This is a genomic window from Pseudomonas sivasensis (assembly GCF_052938085.1).
Genome location: NZ_CP176442.1, coordinates 2334941 through 2359286 on the forward strand (window position 1 = coordinate 2334941; position 24346 = coordinate 2359286).

General features: G+C 61.3%; 23 protein-coding genes. 15 read left to right on the top strand and 8 right to left on the bottom strand.

Going from position 1 to position 24346, the window contains the following annotated elements; translation table 11 throughout:
• The first annotated feature begins 1 nt into the window (after position 1).
• Genes ACKZ62_RS10920 through ACKZ62_RS10935 form a run of 4 tightly spaced genes read left to right on the top strand, consistent with a single transcriptional unit; the run spans position 2 to position 4589 of the window.
• Positions 2 to 1051, top strand: coding sequence for a branched-chain amino acid ABC transporter permease (locus ACKZ62_RS10920; protein WP_032889758.1), 1050 nt, complete (start codon positions 2 to 4; stop codon positions 1049 to 1051).
• Between the two features lie 19 nt (positions 1052 to 1070).
• Positions 1071 to 2411, top strand: coding sequence for an ABC transporter substrate-binding protein (locus ACKZ62_RS10925; RefSeq protein WP_032889756.1), 1341 nt, complete (start codon positions 1071 to 1073; stop codon positions 2409 to 2411).
• A gap of 3 nt (positions 2412 to 2414) precedes the next feature.
• A complete protein-coding gene (locus tag ACKZ62_RS10930; protein ID WP_122765482.1) occupies positions 2415 to 3182 on the top strand; it encodes an ABC transporter ATP-binding protein in 768 nt (255 codons plus the stop codon).
• Between the two features lie 12 nt (positions 3183 to 3194).
• Positions 3195 to 4589 (top strand): FAD/NAD(P)-binding protein, encoded by a 1395-nt coding sequence (locus ACKZ62_RS10935; RefSeq protein WP_181639987.1) that lies wholly within the window; start codon positions 3195 to 3197, stop codon positions 4587 to 4589.
• 1327 nt (positions 4590 to 5916) lie between these two features.
• On the opposite strand, the gene ACKZ62_RS10940 is transcribed toward ACKZ62_RS10935, so the two are convergent.
• Genes ACKZ62_RS10940 through ACKZ62_RS10955 form a run of 4 tightly spaced genes read right to left on the bottom strand, consistent with a single transcriptional unit; the run spans position 5917 to position 10510 of the window.
• A complete protein-coding gene (locus ACKZ62_RS10940; RefSeq protein WP_179178788.1) occupies positions 5917 to 7161 on the bottom strand; it encodes an efflux RND transporter periplasmic adaptor subunit in 1245 nt (414 codons plus the stop codon).
• Positions 7151 to 8614: a TolC family protein gene (locus ACKZ62_RS10945; protein WP_099601004.1), complete on the bottom strand. Its 1464-nt coding sequence runs from the start codon at positions 8612 to 8614 to the stop codon at positions 7151 to 7153. Before ACKZ62_RS10945 ends, ACKZ62_RS10940 begins: the two co-directional genes overlap by 11 nt.
• The gene (locus ACKZ62_RS10950) at positions 8607 to 9806 is read right to left on the bottom strand and encodes an ABC transporter permease (RefSeq protein ID WP_032889744.1); all 1200 of its coding nucleotides are present in this window, start codon (positions 9804 to 9806) and stop codon (positions 8607 to 8609) included. Before ACKZ62_RS10950 ends, ACKZ62_RS10945 begins: the two co-directional genes overlap by 8 nt.
• Complete coding sequence (locus ACKZ62_RS10955) at positions 9803 to 10510, bottom strand: ABC transporter ATP-binding protein (protein ID WP_032889741.1); 708 nt, start codon at positions 10508 to 10510, stop codon at positions 9803 to 9805. The genes ACKZ62_RS10950 and ACKZ62_RS10955 overlap by 4 nt, the downstream gene beginning before the upstream one ends.
• A 359-nt stretch (positions 10511 to 10869) precedes the next feature.
• On the opposite strand from ACKZ62_RS10955, the gene ACKZ62_RS10960 reads away from it, so the two are divergent.
• Positions 10870 to 11628: a TetR/AcrR family transcriptional regulator gene (locus tag ACKZ62_RS10960; protein WP_032889739.1), complete on the top strand. Its 759-nt coding sequence runs from the start codon at positions 10870 to 10872 to the stop codon at positions 11626 to 11628.
• A 167-nt stretch (positions 11629 to 11795) separates the two neighbouring features.
• Here the strand turns inward: ACKZ62_RS10960 and ACKZ62_RS10965 are convergent, their stop codons facing one another.
• Together ACKZ62_RS10965 and ACKZ62_RS10970 are read right to left on the bottom strand one after the other, a co-directional pair.
• A complete protein-coding gene (locus tag ACKZ62_RS10965) occupies positions 11796 to 12857 on the bottom strand; it encodes an FUSC family protein (RefSeq protein WP_447096954.1) in 1062 nt (353 codons plus the stop codon).
• A 23-nt stretch (positions 12858 to 12880) separates the two neighbouring features.
• Positions 12881 to 14497 carry an NADP-dependent glyceraldehyde-3-phosphate dehydrogenase gene (locus ACKZ62_RS10970; protein ID WP_032889737.1) on the bottom strand — a complete coding sequence of 539 codons (1617 nt, stop codon included), beginning with the start codon at positions 14495 to 14497 and terminating at the stop codon, positions 12881 to 12883.
• Positions 14498 to 14635: 138 nt separating this feature from the next.
• On the opposite strand from ACKZ62_RS10970, the gene ACKZ62_RS10975 reads away from it, so the two are divergent.
• From ACKZ62_RS10975 to ACKZ62_RS10985, 3 genes are all read left to right on the top strand, one after another.
• Entirely contained in the window at positions 14636 to 15520 is an 885-nt protein-coding gene (locus tag ACKZ62_RS10975; RefSeq protein WP_095184427.1) for a Dyp-type peroxidase, read from the top strand.
• A 65-nt stretch (positions 15521 to 15585) separates the two neighbouring features.
• Positions 15586 to 16950 (top strand): MFS transporter, encoded by a 1365-nt coding sequence (locus ACKZ62_RS10980; protein WP_032889731.1) that lies wholly within the window; start codon positions 15586 to 15588, stop codon positions 16948 to 16950.
• A 70-nt stretch (positions 16951 to 17020) separates the two neighbouring features.
• Positions 17021 to 18142, top strand: coding sequence for an MFS transporter (locus tag ACKZ62_RS10985; protein WP_032889729.1), 1122 nt, complete (start codon positions 17021 to 17023; stop codon positions 18140 to 18142).
• Between the two features lies 1 nt (position 18143).
• On the opposite strand, the gene ACKZ62_RS10990 is transcribed toward ACKZ62_RS10985, so the two are convergent.
• Positions 18144 to 18665 carry a DUF3087 family protein gene (locus tag ACKZ62_RS10990; RefSeq protein ID WP_095184429.1) on the bottom strand — a complete coding sequence of 174 codons (522 nt, stop codon included), beginning with the start codon at positions 18663 to 18665 and terminating at the stop codon, positions 18144 to 18146.
• Positions 18666 to 18798: 133 nt separating this feature from the next.
• On the opposite strand from ACKZ62_RS10990, the gene ACKZ62_RS10995 reads away from it, so the two are divergent.
• Positions 18799 to 18978 carry a hypothetical protein gene (locus ACKZ62_RS10995; RefSeq protein ID WP_032889724.1) on the top strand — a complete coding sequence of 60 codons (180 nt, stop codon included), beginning with the start codon at positions 18799 to 18801 and terminating at the stop codon, positions 18976 to 18978.
• Between the two features lie 12 nt (positions 18979 to 18990).
• Positions 18991 to 19191, top strand: coding sequence for a DUF6021 family protein (locus tag ACKZ62_RS11000; protein ID WP_032889722.1), 201 nt, complete (start codon positions 18991 to 18993; stop codon positions 19189 to 19191).
• 45 nt (positions 19192 to 19236) lie between these two features.
• Here the strand turns inward: ACKZ62_RS11000 and ACKZ62_RS11005 are convergent, their stop codons facing one another.
• The gene (locus tag ACKZ62_RS11005; protein ID WP_032889720.1) at positions 19237 to 19473 is read right to left on the bottom strand and encodes a DUF6555 family protein; all 237 of its coding nucleotides are present in this window, start codon (positions 19471 to 19473) and stop codon (positions 19237 to 19239) included.
• Between the two features lie 120 nt (positions 19474 to 19593).
• Here ACKZ62_RS11005 and ACKZ62_RS11010 point away from each other — a divergent pair, with 120 nt between their 5' ends.
• The 5 genes from ACKZ62_RS11010 to ACKZ62_RS11030 all read left to right on the top strand — a co-directional run bounded on the left by ACKZ62_RS11010 (position 19594) and on the right by ACKZ62_RS11030 (position 24336).
• On the top strand, positions 19594 to 20418 hold the full coding sequence (locus ACKZ62_RS11010) for an arylamine N-acetyltransferase family protein (RefSeq protein WP_095184430.1): 825 nt from the start codon (positions 19594 to 19596) through the stop codon (positions 20416 to 20418).
• A gap of 252 nt (positions 20419 to 20670) precedes the next feature.
• Positions 20671 to 21705 carry a type VI secretion system protein TssA gene (gene tssA, locus ACKZ62_RS11015; protein ID WP_447096660.1) on the top strand — a complete coding sequence of 345 codons (1035 nt, stop codon included), beginning with the start codon at positions 20671 to 20673 and terminating at the stop codon, positions 21703 to 21705.
• Between the two features lie 38 nt (positions 21706 to 21743).
• A complete protein-coding gene (gene tssB / locus ACKZ62_RS11020; RefSeq protein ID WP_099601010.1) occupies positions 21744 to 22244 on the top strand; it encodes a type VI secretion system contractile sheath small subunit in 501 nt (166 codons plus the stop codon).
• A gap of 79 nt (positions 22245 to 22323) precedes the next feature.
• On the top strand, positions 22324 to 23823 hold the full coding sequence (tssC, locus tag ACKZ62_RS11025; protein ID WP_032889713.1) for a type VI secretion system contractile sheath large subunit: 1500 nt from the start codon (positions 22324 to 22326) through the stop codon (positions 23821 to 23823).
• Positions 23824 to 23853: 30 nt separating this feature from the next.
• Positions 23854 to 24336, top strand: coding sequence for an Hcp family type VI secretion system effector (locus tag ACKZ62_RS11030; protein ID WP_032889711.1), 483 nt, complete (start codon positions 23854 to 23856; stop codon positions 24334 to 24336).
• Positions 24337 to 24346: the final 10 nt, after the last annotated feature.

Genomic DNA, 24346 nt, shown 5'->3' on the forward strand with positions numbered 1-24346 from the left:
CATGTCGATCCCTGTTGCTCAAGAAACCGCGCCGTTGTTGCTGGTCCCGCGACGTGTGCCCTGGGGCCTGCTCGGCCTGCTGGCGTTGGCGTTTATCGTGGTGCCGCTTTGGGGCAATGACTATTGGCTCAATGCGATCCTGATCCCGTTTCTAGTGCTGTCGCTGGCCGGGTTGGGTTTGAACCTGCTGACCGGCTACACCGGGCAAACCTCGGTGGGCGCGGCTGGCTTCATGGCGGTCGGCGCCTTCGCGACCTACGGATTTCTGCTGCGCTTGCCGGAGCTGGGATTGCCGCTGGCATTGCTGGGCGGCGGGATTATCAGCGCCTTGGTCGGCCTGTTGTTCGGGTTGCCCAGCTCGCGGATCAAAGGCTTCTACCTGATGGTCACTACGTTGGCCGCGCAGTTTTTCCTGGAATGGCTGTTCGTCAAATTCCCGTGGTTCTACAACTACGGATCGTCCGGGACTATCTCGGCGCCGAAACTGGCGCTGTTCGGCCATGACCTTAATACGCCGCTGGGCCGCTACTGGCTGACGCTGGTCACGGTGCTGCTGTTGACCTGGACCGCCGTCAACCTGGTGCGCAGCCAAGTGGGGCGCAACTGGATGGCGATCCGCGACATGGACACCGCTGCCGCCGTGGTCGGCATCCCGGTGGTGCGCTACAAGCGCCTGGCGTTTGCGGTCAGCTCGTTTTACCTCGGCATCGCCGGCGCGCTCTGGGCGTTTGCCTACCTGGGCACGGCCAGCGCCAGCAGCTTCGATATCAATCGCTCCTTCCAGATCCTGTTCATCATCATTATCGGTGGCATGGGCAGCATCGCCGGCAACTTCGTGGGCGCGGCGTTTATCAGCTTGCTGCCGATCTTTCTCAGCCACGCGGGGCAAGCGCTGTTCGGCGGCTCGGTGGACGCGGGGCAGTTGCAGAATCTGCAAAAAATCATTTTTGGCGTGTTGATCATCGTGTTCCTGATCAAGGAACCTGAGGGCTTGATTCGCCTGTTGCACAACCTTCGCGATCGGCTGCGTCAGTGGCCCCTACGTTTCTGACCTATAGAAGAGAGTTTCCATGCGTGCATCCTTAAAACGATCCCTGGTCAGTGCGGCCTTTGCGTTGGCGGCGTTGTCCGCTGCCGTACCCCAGGCGATGGCCTCGGCCGACCAGCAGTTCTTCCCCCTGGCGACTTACCGGGTGGGCGCCTACGCGTCCAGCGGCGTGCAGGTGTGGGCCGGGATGATCGACTACCTGCGCTATATCAACGAGGTCGAAGGCGGCATTAATGGCGTGAAACTGGTGTGGCAGGAATGCGAGACCGAGTGGACGGCAGAGAAGGGCATCGAGTGCTACGAGCGCTTCAAGAATGGCCTGGATGGCGCGCCGGTCGCGGTGTATCAGCCCAACGGCGCGCCGGCGGCGTATGCCTTGAGCGAGCGGGCCGAGGTGGACAAGATCCCGCTGATCACGCTCGGGTACGGTCGCACCGAAGCCACCGACGGCACGGTGTTCCCTTACAACTTCCCGGTGATGCTGACCTTCTACAGCGAAGCCTCGACCCTGGTGAACTACATTGCCCAGCGCGAAGGCGGCTTCGACAAACTCAAGGGCAAGAAGATCGCCACGGTCTACCACGACTCGGCCTATGGGCGCGAAACCCTCGGCCCGCTGAAATTGCTGGCCGAAAAATACGGCTTTGAAAATATCCAGATTCCAGTGGCTGACCCCGGCAATGAACAGTCCGCGCAGTGGCGTCAGGTACGCCAGGCCAACCCGGACTGGGTGTTCCTGCGCACCTGGGGCGTGTCGACGCCGGTGGCGGTGAAGACCGCCGCGCGCTTCGGCTTCCCGGTTGACCATATCATCGGCGACATCTGGGCCAGTTCCAGCGAAGACGTATTGCCCGCTGGCGCTGCCGCCAAGGGCTACCTGGCGCTGACGCCATACCCGGCGGGCGCCGATTTTGAGATCCACAAACGCCTCAAGCAATACATCCTCGACAAGGGCCACAGCGACCTCAAGGACCTGAAAAACTTCGGCAGCGTGTACTACAACTCCGGCCTGGTGAACGCGGCCGTGGCCGTAGAGGCGATCCGCACCGGTCAGGCCAAGTTCGGCAAGCGTCCACTCAATGGTGAAGAAGGCCGCTGGGGCCTGGAACACCTGAATATCGACGACGCACGCCTCAAGGCCATGGGTTACCTGGGCCTGATGCAGAACCTCAAGCTGTCATGCCGCGACCATGAAGGCGGCGGTTCTGCGCGCGTGCAGCAATGGGACGGCGCCAACTGGACGCTGGTCAGCGAATGGATCGCCGCTGACCGTGGGCTGCTGCGCCCGTTGATCGATGAAAAATCCGCCGCGTTCGCCAAGGAAAAAGGCCTCACGCCACGCACCTGCACCGGGGATGAATAAGTCATGAGTCAGCCAGCCACTGAAGCCGAAAGCGTGTCACTGCTGACGGTCAATGACATTGAAGTGATCTACGACGGCGCAATCCTGGCGGTGGCCGGGGTCTCGCTGAGCGTGCCCAAGGGCGCCATTGTCGCTTTGCTTGGTGCCAATGGTGCCGGCAAGAGCACCACCCTCAAGGCCATCTCTGGTCTGGTGCGGGCCGAGCGCGCCGAGGTCAGCCGAGGTGTGATCGAGTACGCAGGCAAGGACCTGGCGGATGTCGACCCCAGCCAGCGCGTGCGCCAGGGCATGGTGCATGTGCTGGAGGGGCGCCATGTGTTCGGCCAGTTGACGGTGGAAGACAACCTGCGCAGCGGCGGCTTTGTGCGACGCCTGAGCCGCAAGGAAATGGAGCACGACCTGGAGCGCATCTACGCCTGGTTCCCCCGGCTCAAGACCAAGCGCCACACCCGCGCCGGGCTCACCTCGGGCGGCGAGCAGCAGATGGTCGCCATCGGCCGTGCGTTGATGACTCGTCCTACTTTGGTACTGCTCGACGAGCCATCCATGGGTTTGGCGCCTATGATCGTGCAGGAGATTTTCGAGATCATCGCGCAGCTCAACCGCGAGCAGCAGGTGAGCTTCCTGATCGCCGAGCAGAACATCAACGTCGCGCTGACCTATGCGTCCCAGGGTTACGTGCTGGATACTGGGCGCGTGGCCTTGAGCGGCAGCGCCGCTGAATTGCTGGCGCGGGGTGACTTGCATGATATTTACCTGGGTAAACAGTAAGGGCGAACCTGCATGAGTGAATCCATCCGCAACGCTGATGTACTGATCGTCGGCGGCGGCCTGAGTGGGACGATGCTGGCCGTGCAACTGCTGCGTCTAGGTGGTCAGCGTCGGATCCTGGTGATCGAGCCGCGCGCCGAGCTTGGGCGTGGCGAGGCCTACAGCGCTGTGGAGTTGGGCCACACCCTGAACGGCAACGCGGCACGCATGAGTGTTGACCCGGACAATGCCGATGACCTGACTCAATGGCTCACTGACTACATCGGCGCTGGCGGCTGGCCGGAGTCGGACCAGCAGCACGTGCCCATCAGCGAACTGTTCCCGCCCCGCGGGATTTTTGGCCTGTATGCGCAGCAACGGTTGGCTGAGGCCAAGGTGTTGTCGGCTTCCACGGTGGAGCATGTCAGGGCGCAAGTGGTCGACCTGCAAGTGGACGCGGATTCAACCCTGCTGACCCTCGACAACGGCCAGCAACTGCGCGGTGCGTTTGCCGTATTGGCCACCGGTATGTTCCCGGCGGCACGCACGCCACAAACCGAATCCAGCGGCTTGAACGCCGCGGCGGTGGACCCGTGGGATGTGCAGGCCATGACCCAACTCGACCCGCAGTCTAGGGTGCTGATCATCGGTTCCGGGCTGACCATGGTCGACGCAGTGGTGTCCCTGGAACAGGCCGGGCATCGCGGACCTATCGAGGTTTTCTCACGCCACGGTTTGTTGCCCCATGTGCGCCGGCAACCGCCGGCTTGGGAGGATTTTCTTGCCGCTGACCACGGCCTTCGCAGCCCTCGGCAGTTGCTGCGCGAAGTGCGTCGGCAATGCCGGATCGCGCTGGAGCAGGGCATCGATTGGCAGTCGCCGCTGGACACCGTGCGCGCCCATATCGGCCGGTTGTGGAGCCAGGCCAGCGAGCGGGAGAAACGTCAGTTCGTGCGGCATGTGCGGCCCTGGTGGGAAAGCCATCACCACCGCTCGCCGCCGTTGAGCGCAGAGTTGGTAGCGCGGCTGCATGAGGAAGGGCGCTTGCGGATTCAAGCGGCGTCTTTCAAAGGGCTGGAGCCTTCGGGCGAGGGCGTAACCATTCGCTTGCGTCATCGAGGCGAACAGGCGATCACCCAAGTGTCGGGGGCAGCGCTGATCAACTCCAGCGGCATCGAATACGATTGGCGCCGCGTGGCCCGGCCGTTGCCGCAGCAGTTGCTCAAACGCGGGTTGATCAGGCCTGGGCCGTTGGCGTTGGGGATTGCGGCGGATGTGTCCGGCGCAGTGCTGGATGCCCAGGGGCAGGTCAGTGAACGCCTGTTTGCCATGGGCCCGCCATTGCGCGGGATGTGGTGGGAAAGCACGGCGGTGACGGATGTGGCGCTTCAGGCCAAGGCGCTGGCTTCGAGATTGGTGAAGGCCTGAATGGGGTAGGGCTTGCTTCAGATCTGCGGTTTTTTGGGGTACATATCCGTTATTTGGGTAACGGCGGCTAGTGGTTCCGCTCTTACAACGGGTCACTTTTGTAAAGGCCGGAATGCCGGCCATCGTGGTTGACGGGGCGATTTCAGATCAAAAGCAAGAGCGTGGCGGCCTGAGAACCGACCGGTTCTTAAGTTGAACTCATTTCAAATGTGGGAGGGGGCTTGCTCCCGATGGCAGGGGGTCAGTCACAGCTGCATAAACTGAAACACCGCCATCGGGAGCAAGCCCCCTCCCACAGTTTCATCTCCATAGATCAGATAGGCCTCACCTTGTCTTGGATCTGCTTTTGATTTGGCTCTTACATCCTTTTCGCTGACGAATTCAGCGGTCTTTTGATCTGCGCTTTTGATTGTGATCTTCGGCGCCCCGTCAAACACGCTGGCCGAACGCAGGCTTTAATCCGTGGCTAACCCGGCAGGACGCCGGGTTAGACGCACTGGGCCATGGATGGCCCAGTGCGGTGGCCCACGGATTCAAGCCTGAGTGCGGGCACACCGAGCCTAGGCGGCTAGTGGTTCCGCTCTTACAGTGGGTCACTTTTGTAAAGGCCGGAATGCCGGCCATCGTGGTTGACGGGGCGATTTCAGATCAAAAGCAAGAGCGTGGCGGCCTGAGAGCCGACCGGGTTCTCAGGTCCAACTCCGCCCAAATGTGGGAGGGGGCTTGCTCCCGATGGCAGGGGGTCAGTCACAGCTGCATAAACTGACACACCTCCATCGGGAGCAAGCCCCCTCCCACAGTTTGATCTCCATAGATCAGATAGGCCTCACCTTGTCTTGGATCTGCTTTTGATTTGGCTCTTACATCCTTTTCGCTGACGAATTCAGCGGTCTTTTGATCTGCGCTTTTGATTGTGATCTTAGGCGCCCCGTCAAACACGCTGGCCGAACGCAGGCTTTAATCCGTGGCTAACTCGGCAGGACGCCGAGTTAGACGCACTGGGCCATGGATGGCCCAGCGCGGTGGCCCACGGATTCAAGCCTGAGTGCGGGCACACCGAGCCTAGGCGGCTAGTGGTTCCGCTCTTACAACGGGGCACTTTTGTAAAGGCCGGAATGCCGGCCATCGTGGTTGACGGGGCGATTTCAGATCAAAAGCAAGAGCGTGGCGGCCTGAGAACCGACCGGGTTCTCAGGACCAACTCCGTCCAAATGTGGGAGGGGGCTTGCTCCCGATGGCGGTGTGTCAGTTTATGCAGCTTTGACTGACCCTCTGCCATCGGGGGCAAGTCGAACCGTTGCACCGCCATCCCACAAGGGATCTCCATTTATCTTGGGGTCTTCACAAAGCCAGGCTTGAGGCCGAACACCTCAACCCCCTGCGCCGTCGATTGCCCGGTGGTCACTTTCACTCGCTCCACCGGCTTATCCATCGCTTCTCGATACTCCACCGTCATATCCGCTTGGATCGCCTCGCTCGGAATCACAATCGCCTGCGCATTGTTGTAGGTGATGATGGTCAACCGCGCACTCATCCCCAACCGCACCCGCTGCAACTGCTGGGGCGTCAGCTTGGGGATCGATAGCGTCACCGGAAACTGCGCACTGCCCTGGCTGTCACTGGCCATCGCCAACCCGCTGACCACACTGACTGAGCCAGTCAGCCGCTCGCCATCAAACCCATCGCCCATGACCTCCACCGCTTGGCCCTGATGCAATTGGTTGATGTCCAACTCCGAGACCTTGGCGACGATTTTCAGCCGTTCTATGTTCGCCAACCCGAACAACACCTGGCCTTGGCTGATCTTGCTCCCAACTTGGATGGGTGCGTTGGTAATGCCGCCGCCTTGGGGTGTGTTATTGCCAGGCGCGGGTACCACGATGCCGGAAAACGGCGCCTTGACCTCCTGGCCTTCGAGCAACGTGCGCAGGGCCTCGTATTTCACCGTAGCGTTGGTCAGTTCCATGTCGGCAATCTGGCGGTACTCGCCTTTGCCCTGATCGAGCGCCTGTTGCAGTTCGCTGCGGGCGGAGGCGAGGTCCAGCTGTTGTTGCTGGGCTTGCTGCTTGAGTTCGTCCAGTTCGTTGCGCGGGATGATGCCGCGCTTGAACAGGTTGTCGCTTTCGGTGAGTTTGCGCTGGGTGTTGCCAGCATTCATCTCGGTGGTGCGCAGACTGCGGCGGGCACGGCTGACTGCCGGGCTGCTCTCCCAGTCTTGCATCTCCTGCACGGTACGCCGGGCTTTGAGCTGGGCGGAAAGTGCGTCGCGCAGTTGCACTTGGAGGGTGGCGGGGTCCATGCGCAGCAGCACCTGACCGGCCTCGACCCGTTGGCCTTGTTCCACCAGGTTGGCCTGCACGTTGCCGTCGAACGGGGCGGTGAGGATGAGGGTGGTGTCGGGCTCGATCTTGCCCACCAGACCTATCTGGTGCACCAGCGGGTCGGGTTTTATGGCCAGCCATTGCTCGGCGGTGCTGGCGGGACTGGAAGCAGGACTGCGCAACGCCAGCCCCGCTCCGACCAGCAGCAGGATCACTACAGCGCCCAGCAGGCGTTTTCGATTAGTAGTCATTGAGGGTGATTTCCCAACTTTCCAGCGTCATGCCCAGGGTCAAGTCGAGCTGGGTCTGGGCGTTCAAATAAGCGATCAGTGCATTGAGCTGCGCGTTTTCGGCGTTGCGCAGGTCGGTCTCGAAACTCAGCACTTGGAAGTTGGTGGAACGTCCAGCACTGAGCTTTTCCCGCTCGATCTCGATCTTGCGCCGTGACAGCTCCACCGCACGCTGGGAGATTTCATATTGGCGCCAACGGGTACCGAGGTCGCGCACCACATCGTTGACGCTGCGCTCCAGTTCCTGACGGGCGTCGGTGATGCGGATTTCCTGATCCTCCACATTCACCCGCGCACGCACTTCGGCCTGGCGTGTGCTGATGTCACCGATGGGGATCTGCACCTGCACCCCGGCGTAGCTGTCCCAGGTGCGGTTATTGCTGCTGCCGGCGTCGTTATTGTAGTTGTCGCGAATCTGGTTCGCGCCGGCCACCAAATCCACCTGCCAGCGCCCGGAGTCTTTGGCGATCACTAGGTCGAGGTCGGCCTGCTGGCTGCCGAGCAGGGCGGCGAGGTACTCCGGTTGCTGGGTTTGCGCCAGGGTGAAGGCCTGGTGCTTGTCGATCTGCATGGGCTTGGCCTCCAGGGCTTCGGTGGCGCGAATCGGCGTGGACAGGTCCAGGGCCAGCAGACGCAGGAGCGCCATGCGATTGGTATCGAGTTGGTTTTGCGCTTCTTCCACGCCCAACTGCTGGGTGGCGATATCGGCTTCGGTCTGCACGATTTCGAACTCGGCCATGCGCCCGGCGCTGATCAGCGCCTTGTTCACGTTCAGCAAGGTGTCGGAGCGTTTGAGGGCTTCCTGCACGATCAGCAGTTGTTCCTGGGCGCGCAGCAGTTCGCGGTAGGTGGCGATGATCTGGCTGATGGTCTGCGCCACGGTGGCCTTGAGGTTCAGGCGATTGGCCTGTTCCGACAGGCGTGACAGGCGCAGCGGCGCCGTGGTGGCGTCCCAGCCGGCACCGCGCAGCAGCGGTTGGATGATCGCCAGGTCCAGGCCGTCGCTGCGGTAACGGCCGGCGCGGTCGGCGTTGTTCAGTTGCTGGGTCCAGCCCATGCTCAGGCGGGTGCCGTACTCACTGAGCAAACTGGTGGCCGGCGCCACGTTGGTGTTGCGTGCGCTGTCCTGGGAACCGCGGGTGGCGCGGTAATAGCTGTTGAGGGTGAGCTTGGGGTTGAACACGTCTTCAGCGACCCGCAGGTCGAACTTCTGCGCCACCCGTTGCAGGTAGGCGCTGCGGATTGCCGGGTTGTTGCGCAGGCCCAGGTACACCGCGTCGCCAAGGGTCAGCGCGGTGACCTGGGCGTTCAACGACACGCTGCGGGGGCTGCTGGGGGCCGAGGGACGGATGACCACATCGGCCGCCACGCCGGGCAGGCTGATCAGCGCGAGCAACCAGAGCCATTTACTCATCACGCAGGGCCTCCACCGGTTGCAATCGCGAGGCCGAAACTGCCGGGTAGAGGCCGAAGAATAAACCCACCAGCAATGTACTGCCCACGCCGAGGGGCAGGGCGGCAGCCGCCAGCGCGAACTCCCAGCCCGACAGCCAGGCGTAGAGCCAGGCAGCGCTCATGCCCAGCACCGCGCCGCACAGCGCGCCGACGGCGGTGAGGGTCACGGCTTCGAGCAGGAACAGGTTGCGGATATCCCGCTGGCGAGCGCCCAAGGCCATGCGAATGCCGATCTCGCGGCGGCGCTCCGAGACGTTCATCAGCATCACGTTCATCACCCCCACGCCACCGCCCACCAGGGAAATCGCGCCGAGGGCCAGTAGCAGGTAGGCGAAGGTACGGCTTTGCCGGGTCATGCCGTCGATCATTTGCTGGGGCACCTGAATGTCGACAGTGTGCTCGGTGAGCTGGGTCTGCAAGGCGTCGGCGGCTGCCCGGGCGATGTGCTCCATGTCCTGGCCGGGCGCGGCGCGGATGATCACATTGCTGATCTGCGGCGTGGCGTAGATACGGCGCATGCCTTCGGCGGGGATGAACAATGACTCGTTGGCCTGCACCGGCATCAGCATCGCCCGCGGTTGGTTGTGCAGAATGCCGACGATCAGGAACAGGTAGTCGTTGATGCGCACCCGGTCGCCGAGTTGCACGGGATCGCCCGGCGCCCCGAGTGCCTGGGCGACCTGGTCGCCAATCACGCCATAGGTTTCGTTGGCGTCGTAGCTCGACAGAAAACGCCCTTGTCGCAGTTCCAGGCGCATCGTTTGGGGAATCTCCGCTGTGCCGCCGACGAAGTTGGCGTTGGCTGTGCGGCCATGGAACACGATGGGCCCGCTGAACAGGCTGAGTGCGCCGATGTGCGCGATGCCTGGCACGGCCTCGCGCACCGCTTGCAGGTTGAGTGGGGTACGCATCGGCACGTTGTTGTTGCCTTTGGGCGGGAACTGCACCACCAGGGTGTCGGTGCCCATGTCCTTGAAAATCATCGCGGCATCCACTGCCGCGTTATGGCCGATATTGATCAGTGCTACCACCGACGAACTGCCAATGACGATGCCCAAGAGGGCCAGAACCGAGCGCTTGCCAAGGGTGCGCAGGCTGATGAAGGCTTCATGCAGCAATTGGCTGAGGCTCTGTTCGACCCGCAGGCTCATAGGCGACCAACCTCGTGCACCACGCCGTTGCGCACCAGAATCTTGCGTTCCAGTCGCTCGGCGATAGTCGCGTCGTGGGTGACGATGATCAGCGTGACCTGTTGCTCGCGGTTCAGCGCCAGGAGCAGGTCCATGATGTCCTGAGCGGTGCTGCTGTCGAGGTTACCGGTGGGTTCGTCGGCCAGGATCACCGAAGGTTTGCCCACCAGCGCGCGGGCGATAGCAACGCGTTGGCGCTGACCGCCGGAAAGGTCGGCGGGGCGATGGTGAGCGCGATCGGCCAAACCCACTTGTTCGAGCATGCGCAGGGCCTGTTCCACCGATTCATGGCGCGACACTCCGCGATAGCTCAGGGGCAAGGCGACGTTGTCCAAGGCGCTGAGGCGCGGCAGCAGGTTGAAGCTCTGGAACACAAAACCGATCTGCTGGTTGCGGATCGCCGCCAGTTCATCCGGGGTGGCGCTGAAAATATCGTGGCCCGCAAAGTGGTACTGGCCGCAGTTGGGCAAGTCCAACAGGCCAAGAATATTGAGTAGGGTGCTTTTACCGGAGCCGGACGCGCCGAGAATGCCGCAGCTGTCACCGCGGGTGATGGACAGGCACACGTCATTGAGAATGGACAGCTCTTGCCCGGCCAACTGATAGCGTTTGCCGATGCCTTGCAGGGAGATCAAGCCTGGGTGCGCGGGGGTATCTGTCATCATGACTACGCCTGCAGTCTCGACGCTGCCGTCATGTCCCCCGGTAAATCCTTGTAACAAGTTCGGGAGTTGTCAGGTACGCGTCACGGACTGGTTTTATTTCTTGTTTTTAAAATATTGTTTGAATACTAACCGTGTTCCCAGCGCTTCGCCAGCCATGGATGTAGAGCGGTTTTACCCTTTGAAACGATTACATAACGCGGTGTGAGGGGCCGCCAAAATTGCCCGGATTACCCTCAAAATGCCCGCTGGCCAAGGCTTTGAATAGTATGGCGGTGTATCCCCACTTGCTTTCGACCGGCCGCCCCGGTATAAAAAATCAAATTATTTTTTAAAACAATATTTCCGCCGTGGAACCCTTTATGGTCGCGAAGAAACTCAGCGCTCCAAACATTACCAAGACTCGATTGCTGGATGCGACAGAGGCGCTCTTTATTAAGTACGGTTATGACGCAGTGTTGTTACGGCAGATTACCGAGCGAGCCCAAGTGAACCTGGCCGCTGTGAACTACCACTTCGGGGACAAGGATTCCCTGATGAAAACCCTGCTGATGCAGCGCCTGGAACCGCTCAACGAGCAGCGCCTGGAACTGCTGGCGCGCTGCGAAGCCGAGTCTGATGGCCCACTCGATTGCGATACCCTCCTAGGCGTGCTGTTCGCCCCGGCCATGGGCCTGGAGCGCAGCGATCCGGCCAGTGCGAGTGGGGAAGGGCGTTCGTTCATCCGTTTCCTGGGTCGTGTGTACAGCGACACCTCACCGTTCATCCAGGAATACCTCAAGGTGCATTACCAGCCGGTGTTCCAGCGCTTCTTCGAAGCGTTCGCCCTGGCCTTGCCAGATCTGCCGCGCAATGAGTTGGGCGTGCGCCTGCAATTTGCCCTCAAGGCGATTTCCGGGGTGATGGCCGGCACCGAACTGCGCCTGCTGATGAATTCCATGAGCCTGGGCCGCCCGGCGACGGATGCCGAAGTGATGGCCAAGTTGATCACCTTGGTCTCGGCGGCGATTCGTGTGCCGCAGCAAAGCCCGGAAGCGGAAACCGCGTTGGCGAAGGTGCTGGATACCCAGCGTGCCATTCGTGAACAAGCGGCCGCGCCCGCTGCCAAGGCCTCGCGTTAAGTCAAATCCCAGGCAAAAAAAAGCCCGCTGGGGCGGCGGGCTTGATGTGCAACGTTTGTAACGGATGAGGCTTCACCCTACGTCCCGGGATGTGAATAAAACGTGAAAAATATGTAGGAGAAAGTGTGAAGGTGTAGATGCTGGGTACACGTCAACGGACCAGCTTTCTAGATCTTCCAGCGTCCGGCGCTCTTAGCCAGCCGCTGGCGCATCCCATCCACATTCGCCGCCAATTGCACCGTCAGCAACCGATAACCGTCCAACGCGCTGTAGACCGGCGTATCCAGCGCCGGCTCGCTCACGCCGCCATGGCTTGGCCGCTCCAACCGCTCTGTCACCCCCGACTTCAGCGCCCGCGCCATCCCCACCAACTGCACACGAATCTGCCGGTGCTCAGCCTTCAACATCATCTGCATGCGCGCAGTGGCCTGTTCATCACGCGGGTCCGGCCGCGTGTTGCCGAGAATTTCCAGGGTGCTGATGCACATGCGCAGATGCCGCTGGATCGCGTCCAGCTCGGTCATGGAGATGCGCACTTCCTTGGACACCGACGGCATCAGCGAGCGCAGTTGCACCATCGCGGCGTTCAAACGGTTCAACAATTTGAGGTGTTCATCATCAGTGACCGATTGGCCGTTGATGATTCTGCTGTAAATCGCCGCACAGTCGCGCAAAGCACTGGCCAGGTTGTAGCGCCACGAGTACACGGCATACAGCGGTAGGGCGAAGGAAAACGCCAGGGCCAGCACGATGCCAATCAGGATATCGACCGTGCGCCACAAACCATCCGAGATCGGATTGTCTCCGTGGCCGGCGACGATAAACACCGTGATCGCCGACAGCAGGGCGATGTATCCGCCCTTGCCGATGGCGTGATAGGAAAAGAACCCGCACACCACCGACATCAGCAAATAGGTCAACAGCGGCAGACCGAAGTAGGCCTGTTGCACCACCAGCAGCAAGCCGACGCTGGCGCCGATCAAAGTACCGTAGGCGCGCTCCACGGCTTTCTTGCCGATATTGCCGTGGTGCTGCAAACCGCCGATCACGATCAGCATGGTCACCGACGCCCACTCACCGTGGGGCAGGTTGATGCCGGTGGTCAGCAGGATCGTCGCCAGCAAGCCAATGGACACGCGCACGGCGTGGATCAGCTTGGCATGGCGATAGCGACGGTACGGATCGAGCAACGGGCGCAGCAGGCGCCGGGCAAACATAGGCAAATGCAGGTTAATCAACTGCTCGCGTTCCTCTAGAAAATGTAATCGGTGGTCAGGAAGCTCGAATCGCGGTTGCGCAGGATGTCGCTGACCAGCGCCTTGTTGCTCTCCTGGAACTTGGTGGCCACCAGGGTGCGGATCGAGAACACCCGCAAGGCGTCATGTACCGACAACGTGCCTTCGGCCGAGTTCTTGCGCCCGTTGAATGGGAACGTGTCCGGCCCGCGCTGGCACTGGGCGTTGATATTGATCCGGCCAACCTGATTGGCAAAGGTGTCCACCAGACGCCCGACTGCCACGGCGTTGGTGCCGAAGATGCTCAATTGCTGCCCGAAGTCCGAGTCGAGTACGTACTCGATCACCGTCTCCAGATCGCGGTAAGGCACGATCGGCACCACCGGGCCAAACTGTTCTTCGTGGTACACGCGCATCTGCGGGTTCACCGGGTACAGCACGGCCGGGTAGAAAAACGAACCACGGCTGGTGCCACCGTTGGCATTCACCACCTGGGCACCGTGTTGTTGAGCATCGGCCACCAGATCGTTGAGGTAATCCACCTTGCCCACTTCCGGCAGCGGCGTCAGCGACACGCCGTCTTCCCATGGCATGCCGGGCTTGAGTGTCGCCAGCTTGGCGTTGAATTTCTCGATAAAGCTGTCGACCACATCCTCATGCACAAACAGGATTTTCAACGCGGTGCAGCGCTGGCCGTTGAACGACAACGAACCGGTGACGGCCTCGCTGACGGCATTGTCCAGGTCCACCTCGGGCAACACGATGCCGGGGTTTTTCGCGTCCAGGCCCAGTGCAGCACGCAAGCGGTGCGGCTTGGGGTGCAGTTTTTTAAGGTCGCTGGCGGCCTTGTTGGTGCCGATAAACGCAAAGATATCGATCTTGCCGCTGGCCATCAGCGCGCTGACGGTTTCACGGCCACTGCCGTAGATCACGTTGATCACTCCGGCCGGGAAGCTGTCGCGGAACGCCTCCAGCAGCGGGCGGATCAGCAGCACGCCGAGCTTGGCCGGTTTGAACACGACGGTGTTGCCCATGATCAACGCCGGGATCAGCGTGGTGAAGGTCTCATTGAGCGGGTAGTTGTAGGGGCCCATGCACAGCGCTACACCCAGCGGTACGCGGCGGATTTGCCCGAGGGTGTCCTGTTCCAGTTCGAAGCGGCTGCTGCGACGGTCCAGTTCCTTGAGGGCATTGATGGTGTCGGTGATGTAGTCGCAGGTGCGGTCGAACTCTTTTTGCGAGTCCTTGAGGTTCTTGCCGATTTCCCACATCAGCAGCGTGACCACGGCATCGCGCTGTTCGCGCATACGGCGCAAAAACGCTTCGACATGCTGGATACGGTCCGCCACACGCATGGTTGGCCATTCGCCCTGGCCCCGGTCGTAGGCGCGCACGGCGGCATCGAGGGCGGTGAGGGCGGTGTCGGCGTCCAGCAGCGGCGTGCTGCCGATCACCACACGGCTGTCGCCCAACTGCACCGGGCTCTGCACCTGGGCCAGCGGGCCGTTCCACACCTGCAATTGGCCATCGACCAGGTAATCACGCTGTTCAATGGGCGCTTCAAGCCGGAATTGCTCGGGAATATCGGCCACGGACGTTGGAAACAGCTGGGCGAGCAGGTTGCTGGTGGTCATGTCGCTACCCCTGGAATAGTTTCAAAACATGACTAGAGAGTCACCCAACAGAGGGCTCTATGGCAAGGCTTGCGCGCTTTCTCCTACGCACGATGACGTACGGCGGGTAAACTGCGCGCCTTTCTTGAAGGAGTTCACATGAGTCACTACCAGCCGGGCATTCTTGCCGCACCGGTGCCTTTGCAGGCACGCCATCTGTTTTTTGCCGTGCAAACCCTTGAAGCCGTACCGGCCGCGTTGGACGCGCTGGTGCAACTGGTGGATTCGGCGGCAGTGGTCGGTTTTGGTGAACCGCTGGTAAATGCACTGGGCACGCACATCGATGGTCTGCGCCCATTCCCGGCTGTCAGCGGCCCGGGTGCGAATAATCCGTCCACCCAGCAGGCACTGTGGGTGTGGCTGCACGGTGTGGATCGCGGTGAACTGCTGTTGCGCAGCCGTGCCTATGAAAAGGCCCTGGCCCCGGCGTTTGGCCTGGTGCAGTCAACCGAAGGCTTTCGCTACAAGACCGGGTTTGACCTCACCGATTATGAAGACGGCACCGAAAACCCCCACGACGACGCCGCCGTTGATGCCGCGCTGACCGACAGCGGCGCCAGCTTCGCTGCGATCCAGCAATGGCAGCACGATCTCGACGGCTTCGCCGCCTTGCCCGCCCAGGAGCGCGACCACATCATCGGCCGCCGCCATGGCGACAACGAAGAGCTGGACGACGCCCCCGAATCCGCCCACACCAAACGCACCGCCCAGGAAAGCTTTACCCCGGAAGCCTTCGTGGTACGCCGCTCGATGCCATGGGCCGAGAACGGTCAGGCGGGGTTGATGTTCCTCGCGTTCGGCCACTCGTTCGATGCTTTCGAAGCACAACTGCGCCGCATGAGCGGGTTGGAAGATGGGATTGTCGACGGGTTGTACCGCATCAGCACGCCGTTGACCGGTGGTTACTACTGGTGCCCGCCGGTTATAGGCGGGCATTTGGACCTGAGCGCGCTGGCGAACATGAAATTGTCGACAGGCAACTGATCCGCGGCTGAAAAAAATCAGCGCTGCCCTTAATCTGGCAGCCTTATCACCCGCGTGGATCGTTCATGTCTTCTGCCGCCGATGGCCTGCCTCTCAACAAACGCCTGCCTGCCGTGATCGCGATCTCCCTGGGGATCGGCATGGCGACGTTGGACACGGCCATCGTCAACACCGCACTGCCGACACTGGCCGAAGGGATTGGTACCGATTCCGCCTCGGTGATCTGGGTGGTCAACGCCTACCAGTTGGCGATTATTGCCACGGTGCTGCCGTTTGCGTCGCTGAGTGACGTGCTGGGGCATCGCCGTGTGTACCTTGGCGGGTTGCTGCTGTTTATCGTCTCGTCGCTGTTTTGCGGGTTGGCCGGTTCGCTGGAGACCCTGACGGCTGCGCGGGTGGTGCAGGGGCTGGGGGCGGCGGCGATCATGAGTGTGAACACGGCGTTGCTGCGGCATATCTACCCGTCGAAAATGCTTGGGCGTGGCCTCGGCTATAACTCGCTGGTGGTGGGGTTGGCCTTCACCTTGGGGCCGACCGCCGCGTCGGCGATCCTGTCAGTGGCGACCTGGCACTGGCTGTACCTGATCAATGTGCCGCTGGGGCTGTTGGCCCTGGCACTCGGCGTGCGTTCACTGCCCATCCTCCCCATCACCGGGCACGCGTTTGACCGGCTGGCGGCATTGTTATGTGCCGGTTTGTTCGCCTTGTTGGTCTTGGGCCTTGGCACAGCGGTGCACGGCGCTCAAGGCGCACTGACCCTGGGCTTGATTGCCGTGGCGCTGCTGTGCGGCACCTTGTTGCTGCGTCGCCAGGCCGGTCATCCGGCGCCGATGCTCGCCTTGGACCTGTTCAAGCGGCCGGTGTTTGCCTTGTCTTCTCTCACTGCGATCTGCGCCTTCAGTGCCCAGGGCCTGGCCTTCGTGTCGCTGCCATTTCTGCTGCAAGCAGTGCTCGGCCATAGCCAGGTGGAAACCGGCTTCCTGATGACGCCATGGCCGGCCGTAGTGGCGGTGATGGCACTGGTCGCCGGGCGCCTGGCCGACCGTGTGTCCCTGGGCCTGCTGTGCGGCATCGGCCTGCTGATGTTGAGCCTGGGCATGGCCGCATTGGCGACCTTGGACACAGGCGCGTCGGCCTTCGATATCGGTTGGCGCATGGCCTTGTGCGGCGCCGGTTTTGGTTTTTTCCAGTCGCCCAATCTCAAGGCGTTGATGACCAGTGCACCGCTGGCGCGCAGCGGCGGGGCCAGTGGCATCGTGGCGATTTCGCGCTTGTTGGGGCAGACGCTGGGCGCCTCACTGGTGGCGTTGTGTTTCCACCTGTTCATGGCCAGCGGCCCGCACTCTGCGTTGTGGCTGGGCTGTGCATTTGCGCTGGTGGGCAGCGTGGCAAGCGGTTTGCGTTTGCTGCCCTATGGGAAAAAGACGTGACGGGGCGTTGTAAAGCGCGGTTCGCTAAGGCTACCGTGGCGACCTGAATATTTCGGGATGTTTCAGATTTATGTCCAGTCAGGCCCAACGCACTGCCGACACCACCTCCCGCCGCGCCGCGCTGACCCTGGCGTTGTGCCTGCCCAGCGACGTGCTGCTCTACCTGCTGCTGCCCATGGAATCCCAGGCCTTTGGCATTACCCTGGCCCAGGCCGGGGTGTTGCTGGCGGCCAACCGCCTGGTGCGGATTTTCGGTTACCGGCATGTGTTGAATTTCTACGCGCGCAACGGCGATCGTCTGACCTGCATGATCGCCGCCGGTGCCGCTGCGCTGTGTGCCCTGGGCAATTCGGTGCTATCCGGCTTTGCCGCGTTGCTCGGGTTGCGGCTGGTGTGGGGCCTGTGTTTTGCCGCGTTGAACCTGTCGACCCAGGTATTGGCCACCGCTGAGCCAGAGGGCGCCGCGCGCCGGGCCGGGCGTTCGCGGGCCTTGATCGCCTGGGGACCGATGCTGGCGTTGCCGTTCGGTGGTTGGCTGACGCTGTGGGCCGGGCCGCGTCCGATCTTTGTGATTCTCGCCGGTTGCTGCCTGATAGGCCTTTGGATGGCGCGCGGCTTGCCCAGCGCCGGACATGATTTGCACAGCACACCAGGGCGTCGCTTCAAGTGGCCGGACAGCGTTGCACTGTGGTCGTTTATCGAAGGCGTGGCGCTGGACGGGCTGTTTATCTTTGGGCTGTCGATCCAGGCCCAGAAAATTCTCGGCGGCGATGCGGTGCTGATTGCTGGTGGCTTAATGGCCCTGCGCTACGTCTCGGAAATGCTTCTGAGCCCCCTGGGCGGTCGCGCGGCGCAGCGATTTGGCGCCACCGCCATGTTGCTGCTGTTTTCGTTCTTGAGTGCCCTGGCCTTGAGCGCATTCGGCAGCTATTGGGTGATCGTCGGCGCGGCGGCGGTGCTGGTGCTGCGCGCATTGCAACTGCCGCTGGTGACTACCTTGGTCGCCGAGCGCAACCCCGGTTCGATGCGAGTGTCGGCGCTGGCGTCCAATGCGGTCTGGCGCGACATCGGCGCTGGCCTGGGGCCGCTGCTGGCGGGTCTGCTGCTGCCGGTGGCGTCGGCGCCGCTGGTGTTTGGCGTGGCGGGTGCGGCGATTGCGGTGAGTGCGTTGTTCTGCTGGCGAGGCAGATGATTTAAACGCTTTTCAATCCGTCCAGCCACGCGGGGTCGAAACGGGTCTGTTCGGTGTCGATTCCCAGCGTCTGCATCCTGGCTTTATGCGCGTCCATTTCGCCGACCAGTTGCGCCTGGGCGCTGGAGTTGGCGTCCAGTGCATGCATCTGCGTCAGCCCCAGGTGATAGAAACGCAGCACTTTCATGGCCGTCGGATCATTGGCCTGCACACGTTCGGTGACGGTGTGCATCACATTGGTCACGCGCATCAGCGTGCGCTTGAGCTGCCAGCCGTACACCGCAGCGGCCAGCCACGACTTGGACCAGAACGGGCCGCGCACCAGGGCGACGGTAATCAGCACCCCCGCGAACACACCGCCGACATTGAAGCGAAAGTTATCACCGCCGGGTTCGCCGAACAGCATCACCGCCAGGGTCGACAGCAGCATGGCCAAGGCCATGAACAGCACGGCCACGATCAACGTGCTGCGGCGGGTCTGTTGGCGGTAGGTGACGGGGTCGCAGGGTTTGAGCTCGAACATCCGGTCCAGGTCTCCAGGGCGGGTAGGGGGTGGCATCTTCTCATGGTCAGCGGTCAGCGGTGGGGCAATCAAGTTGAACCATGATCTGTGGCAGTTTCTCTAAACGAATGTAGTCCCTTTGAGGTGAACCACCATGCCCGAATACAAGCAACCACCGCCCGGTACACCCGACCCTGATCGCACACCCGGTGAAGAAGAGCGCGACAACGATGCCTTGCGCCCCAATGACCCGAAAGAGCGTGACGACCATGATGATGTGGAGCGCGTCGAAGAAGACTTGGAAAACCTCCACGACAAAGCTCGCCCGCTCTAACAGGAGACCATGATGAACAAGCGCTCGGATGGGCCCCCCTCTAACGAACACGCCAGCGGCAAGGATGAGCTGGGATTTGACCCCGACTCGCCGGATGTGGCTGATCCGCAGGTTGATCCGGTAGGTCCGGCGATTGCCCCGCTGGATAAAAAGGACAAGGACGAGGCGAAAAAAAAGCCGCCCTACGATCCGTTGGGCGACTTAAAGAAATAACAGCGTAATAGGTAATCAGGCCCCGCCATTGAGCGGGGCCTTCGTTTATTTAGGTGGCGTCCAGGAAACGTCGGTAATCCCGAACTTCTCCGCCCAGGGCCGGGTGGTTTTTTTCACTTGCTCGTGGCCGACGCGGCCGATACGGCTGACATGAGCAATGTCGGCATCGACCGCTGCCCAGTGCCAGGCCTCGGCGTTATTCATCACTTCGGCACGCACCACAAAGGACTTCGGTTGACCGTGCAGTTGGTAGTGGATGGTGTAGATTTTTGCGGTACTCATGTTGCCTCCCTGTCTTGTTATAGATGGAGGCTGAAGCGTTCAAAAAGGTTCATTCAAAATGACAGTTTGCATGTGAACGCGGCATAGTGACGCACTCTTCCTGCGCCCAAGGACCGTGCCATGACCCGCCTCAACCATAGCCATCTGTACCTGCAGCGCCTGGGATACGATTCGCCGCCACCGCCCACCCTGGCAACCCTGCGGGATCTGCAACTGCGCCATGTGTGCACCTTCGCCTTTGAAAGCCTGTCGACCCTGTTGCGCCTGCCGGTGCCGATCGACTTGCCCAGCGTCGAGCAAAAGGTGTTGTTCGATGGCCGCGGCGGCTATTGCTATGAGTTGAACCAGATGTTCCTCGCGCTGCTGCAGGAACTGGGTTTCGAGGCCCGTGGCATTACCGGTCGGGTGGTGATGGGCGGACCGCCGGACGCGCGCACGGCACGCACCCATCGTTTGAGCCTGGTGACCCTGGACGGGGTTCGTTACATCACCGATGTAGGCTTTGGCGGCATGGTGCCCAGCAGTCCGTTGCAGTTGGACACTGAGGCCGTGCAGGCCACCGCCCATGAGCCCTATCGCCTGACGTTCAATGCAGGGGAGAACAGTTACACCTTGTGGGCCGAAGTGGCGGGGGAGTGGCGTGGTTTGTATGTGTTCGACTTGCAGGTGCAGGGAGCCATCGATTACGAAATCGGTAATTGGTATGTCTCGACCCACCCGAACTCGCCGTTCTTGGGCCAATTGAAAGTCGCACTGCTGGCGCCCGGCAAACGCCATACCTTGAACAACGCGCATTACGCGATCCATTCCCTGGATCAGCCCAGCGAAAAACGGCTGCTGAACAACGCGCAAGAGCTAACGGCCTTACTGAGGGACACCTTCGGTATTCGCGTGCCGGTGCAGCCGTCACTGGCTCAAGCAATGGCCGGCGGGTGGCCGACCTAAAGCCAGGCGACGCCATTTATGAGTGCGCGTTCTCTGCTCACGAGCGCTGCATTCGCAGCTTAATCCTACGCCCCGCAATGACACTGCCTGCATTCTCGTGTGGTCCCATCGCTATATAAATCCGCCCACGCTGAATATTTTCGGCAGTAGGCGTAGCGCGGGGGCTCCAACAGGCTCAGTTTTCTGAACCGTTGGATTCGACGTCCCGACTCGCGGCTCTACTGCCAGAGCCATTTGCCCGAGGGACACATGATGGGGTCGCCCACCGAAGCTCAACCACTGGATTTCACCCTGTTGTGCTTGCCCCTGAGCGAGGCCGATGGCGGTGGCCAGAACTTTGAATATTCGGCGCAATTCTTAGAACTTGAAGAAGAGGCACTGGGTAAACCCGAGGTTCAGTACGGCGACACCGTTACCGACGCCATCGAGCCGAACTGGAAGCGCGTCATGGCCCTCGCACTGCCGATGCTGGAGCGTAGCCGCGATTTGCGCCTGGCCATCTGGGCCACCCGCGCCGAACTCAACGTGCACGGCATCGCCGGACTGTCGGCTGGTCTGGGGCTGGTGCAGGGGTTGTTGGAAAATTGCTGGGACGGGCTGTACCCCAGGCTCGACCCGGAGGATGGCCATGACCCGCTGTTGCGCATCAATATCCTGGCGTTCCTATGTGCCCCCAACGGCCTGGTACGCGACGTGTTGGATGCGCCGTTGATCAACGCGCGAGGCATTGGCGTGGTCAGCTTGAGAATGATCGATCTGGCGATTGTCGAGCACGGCGGCGAGGGCAATCACCCGAGCCTGGCAATGATCGAAGGGGCGCTTGTCGATGCCAATGCGCAACAGCTACAGGCCATTCACCTTGCGCTGACCCAGGCGTTAGCGCACAGCCTGCAGATTGAGCAGTGGCTGACGGAAAAAGTCGGCGTAGGTCGCGCCATCGACCTCAATGGACTGGTCGCTCCGCTGCGTCGCGCCGCTGAAATAGTCCGCCGGTTCTTGCTTGAACCTGCGCCAGTCGAGGCGGCTGCCGCCACTGTTGCTACCTCAGAGGTGGCCGCACCGCAGGCACTGTTCGGCGAGATCCGCAGCCGCGAAGAGGCGCGCCAGGTCATCGATCGGCTGTGCAGCTATTTTCATACCCATGAGCCCGCGAGCCCGGTGCCGTTCCTGCTGCAACGGGCAAAAACACTGATCGACAAGAATTTCATGGAGTTGCTGCAAGACCTGGCGCCCGATGGACTTGCGCAACTGGCGCAGGTCAGCGGCATCCGCACCAACGACAACTGAACGTTCATCTATCCACTCCACTCACCGGAGCCAGTTCCGTGGCCAAAGAAAGTAGCCAGAAGTTTATCGCCCGCAATCGTGCGCCGCGCGTCCAGATCGAATACGACGTGGAGATCTACGGCGCGGAAAAAACCGTGCAGTTACCCTTCGTGATGGGCGTGTTTTCAGACCTTTCCGGCAAACCGGCCGAGCCTTTGCCGCCGGTAGCCGAGCGCAAGTTTCTGGAAGTCGATGTGGACAACTTTGACGAACGCCTCAAGTCCATGAAGCCCCGTGTGGCGTTTCAGGTGCCCAATACCCTGACGGGCGAGGGCAACCTGCCGGTGGAGATCACCTTTGAGAGCATGGACGACTTCTCCCCAGGTGCAATCGCCAACAAGGTGCCCAGCCTCAATCAGTTGTTGGCCGCGCGCCGCCAGCTGTCGAATCTGCTGACCTATATGGACGGCAAGGTAGGGGCCGAAGAATTGCTGGCCAAAGTGCTCAGCGATCCGAGTGTGATGCAGGCCCTGTGCGCGGGCCCCCAACAACCCGACTAACTGAATGACCGTGGTCTCTGCCGGCGCCTCGTTTGCCCCGGTATGGGGACGCTGTTGCCCATAATTCAAGGATACCGTCATGTCCACTACGCAATCGGAACAACCCGAACAGGGAGCTCCGGCCACGGCATTCGACGCCGGTGACTTCGCCAGCCTGCTGCAAAAAGAATTCAAGCCCAAGACCGACAAAGCCAGGGACGCCGTGGAATCCGCCGTGCGCACCCTGGCGGAACAGGCGCTGCAAGGCACGCAGGTGATGTCCCATGACGTGCTCGGCACGATTGAAGGCCTGATCGCCAGCCTCGACCAAAAGCTCACCGAACAGGTCAACCATATCCTCCACCATGAGGAGTTCCAGGCCGTGGAAAGCGCCTGGCGCGGCTTGCATTACCTGGTCAGTAACACCGAGACCGACGAGTCCCTGAAGATTCGGGTGATGAACATTTCCAAGCACGAAGTGCATAAGACTCTGCGCAAGTTCAAAGGAGTGGCCTGGGACCAGAGCCCGATTTTCAAGAAGCTGTATGAAGAGGAATACGGCCAGTTCGGTGGCGAGCCCTATGGCGCCTTTGTCGCTGACTACTACTTCAACAACAGTGCGCCGGACGTCGAGCTGTTGACCCAGATCGCCCGTGTCAGTGCCGCCGCGCACTGCCCGCTGATCACCGCCGCTGACCCCAGCGTGATGCTCATGGAGTCCTGGCAGGAACTGGCCAACCCACGTGACCTGACCAAAATCTTCCAGACCCCGGAGCACGCGGCGTGGCGCAGCTTGCGCGCCAGTGAAGACTCACGCTACGTGGGCCTGGCCATGCCGCGTTTCCTGGCCCGTGCCCCTTACGGAGCCAAGTCCAATCCGGTGGAAGACTTCGATTTTGAAGAAACCACCGACGCCGCCGACGCCAAGGATTTCACTTGGGCCAACGCGGCTTACGCCATGGCTGTGAATATCAACCGGTCGTTCAAACACTATGGCTGGTGTTCGCAAATTCGCGGCATCGAATCCGGCGGCGTCGTGGAGGGCTTGCCAGTGCATACCTTCCCGACTGACGACGGCGGTGTGGACATGACCTGCCCGACCGAGATCGCCATCAGCGACCGGCGCGAAGCCGAGCTGGCCAAGAACGGCTTCATGCCCCTGGTGCACAAAAAAAACAGCGATCTGGCGGCCTTCATCGGCGCCCAGTCCCTGCACAAACCGGCGGAGTACGACGACCCGGATGCCAGCGCCAACGCCAACTTGGCAGCGCGTCTGCCGTACCTGTTTGCCACGTGCCGTTTTGCTCACTACTTGAAGTGCATCGTGCGCGACAAGATCGGTTCATTCAAAGAGCGCGACGATATGCAGACCTGGCTCAACAACTGGGTTGGCCGCTACGTGGAACACAACCCGGCCACCGCGACCGATGCCGACAAAGCGCGTAAGCCGCTGGCGGGGGCCGAGGTCGTGGTGGAAGAAATCGAAGGCAACCCCGGTTACTACAGCGCCAAGTTTTTCCTGCGTCCGCACTACCAGCTTGAAGGCTTGACCGTGTCCTTGCGGTTGGTCTCCAGGCTGCCTTCAACCCAAGCGTCATAACCCCGTTGTTCAACCTGAAAGGTACTCACCATGATCCTGCTGAACTTTAAAGGCACCCCAATCAAAGGCACTTCCACCGTCGACGGTCACAAAGACTGGATCACCCTCGACGCTATCCAAATGGGGGTTTTCCGAGCGATTTCCTCCAGTGGCGGCGGTGCCGACCGTGACACCAGCAACCCTTCGTTCTCGGAAATTTCCGTGACCAAACTGGCCGACGTGGCCTCGGCCGATTTGTTTATGCAGGCTGTGTGCGGCAAGAGCCTGGGCGATGCCGAGATCCACTTTGTCCATACGGGCGGCGCGGACAAAAAACAGCAAGTGTTTCTTAAGATCATCCTGGGCGGCGCGATTATCAGTGCTTACTCCGCCAGCAGCACTGGCGATCGGCCGGCCGAAACCCTTTCGATCAACTTCACCACCATAAGCTACGCCTATGACGCCTTCAACGGTGACACGGTAATCACCGGTACGCCGAAGAAGTGGGACTTGGAAAAGAATCAGAAGATCTGATTCGGATGCC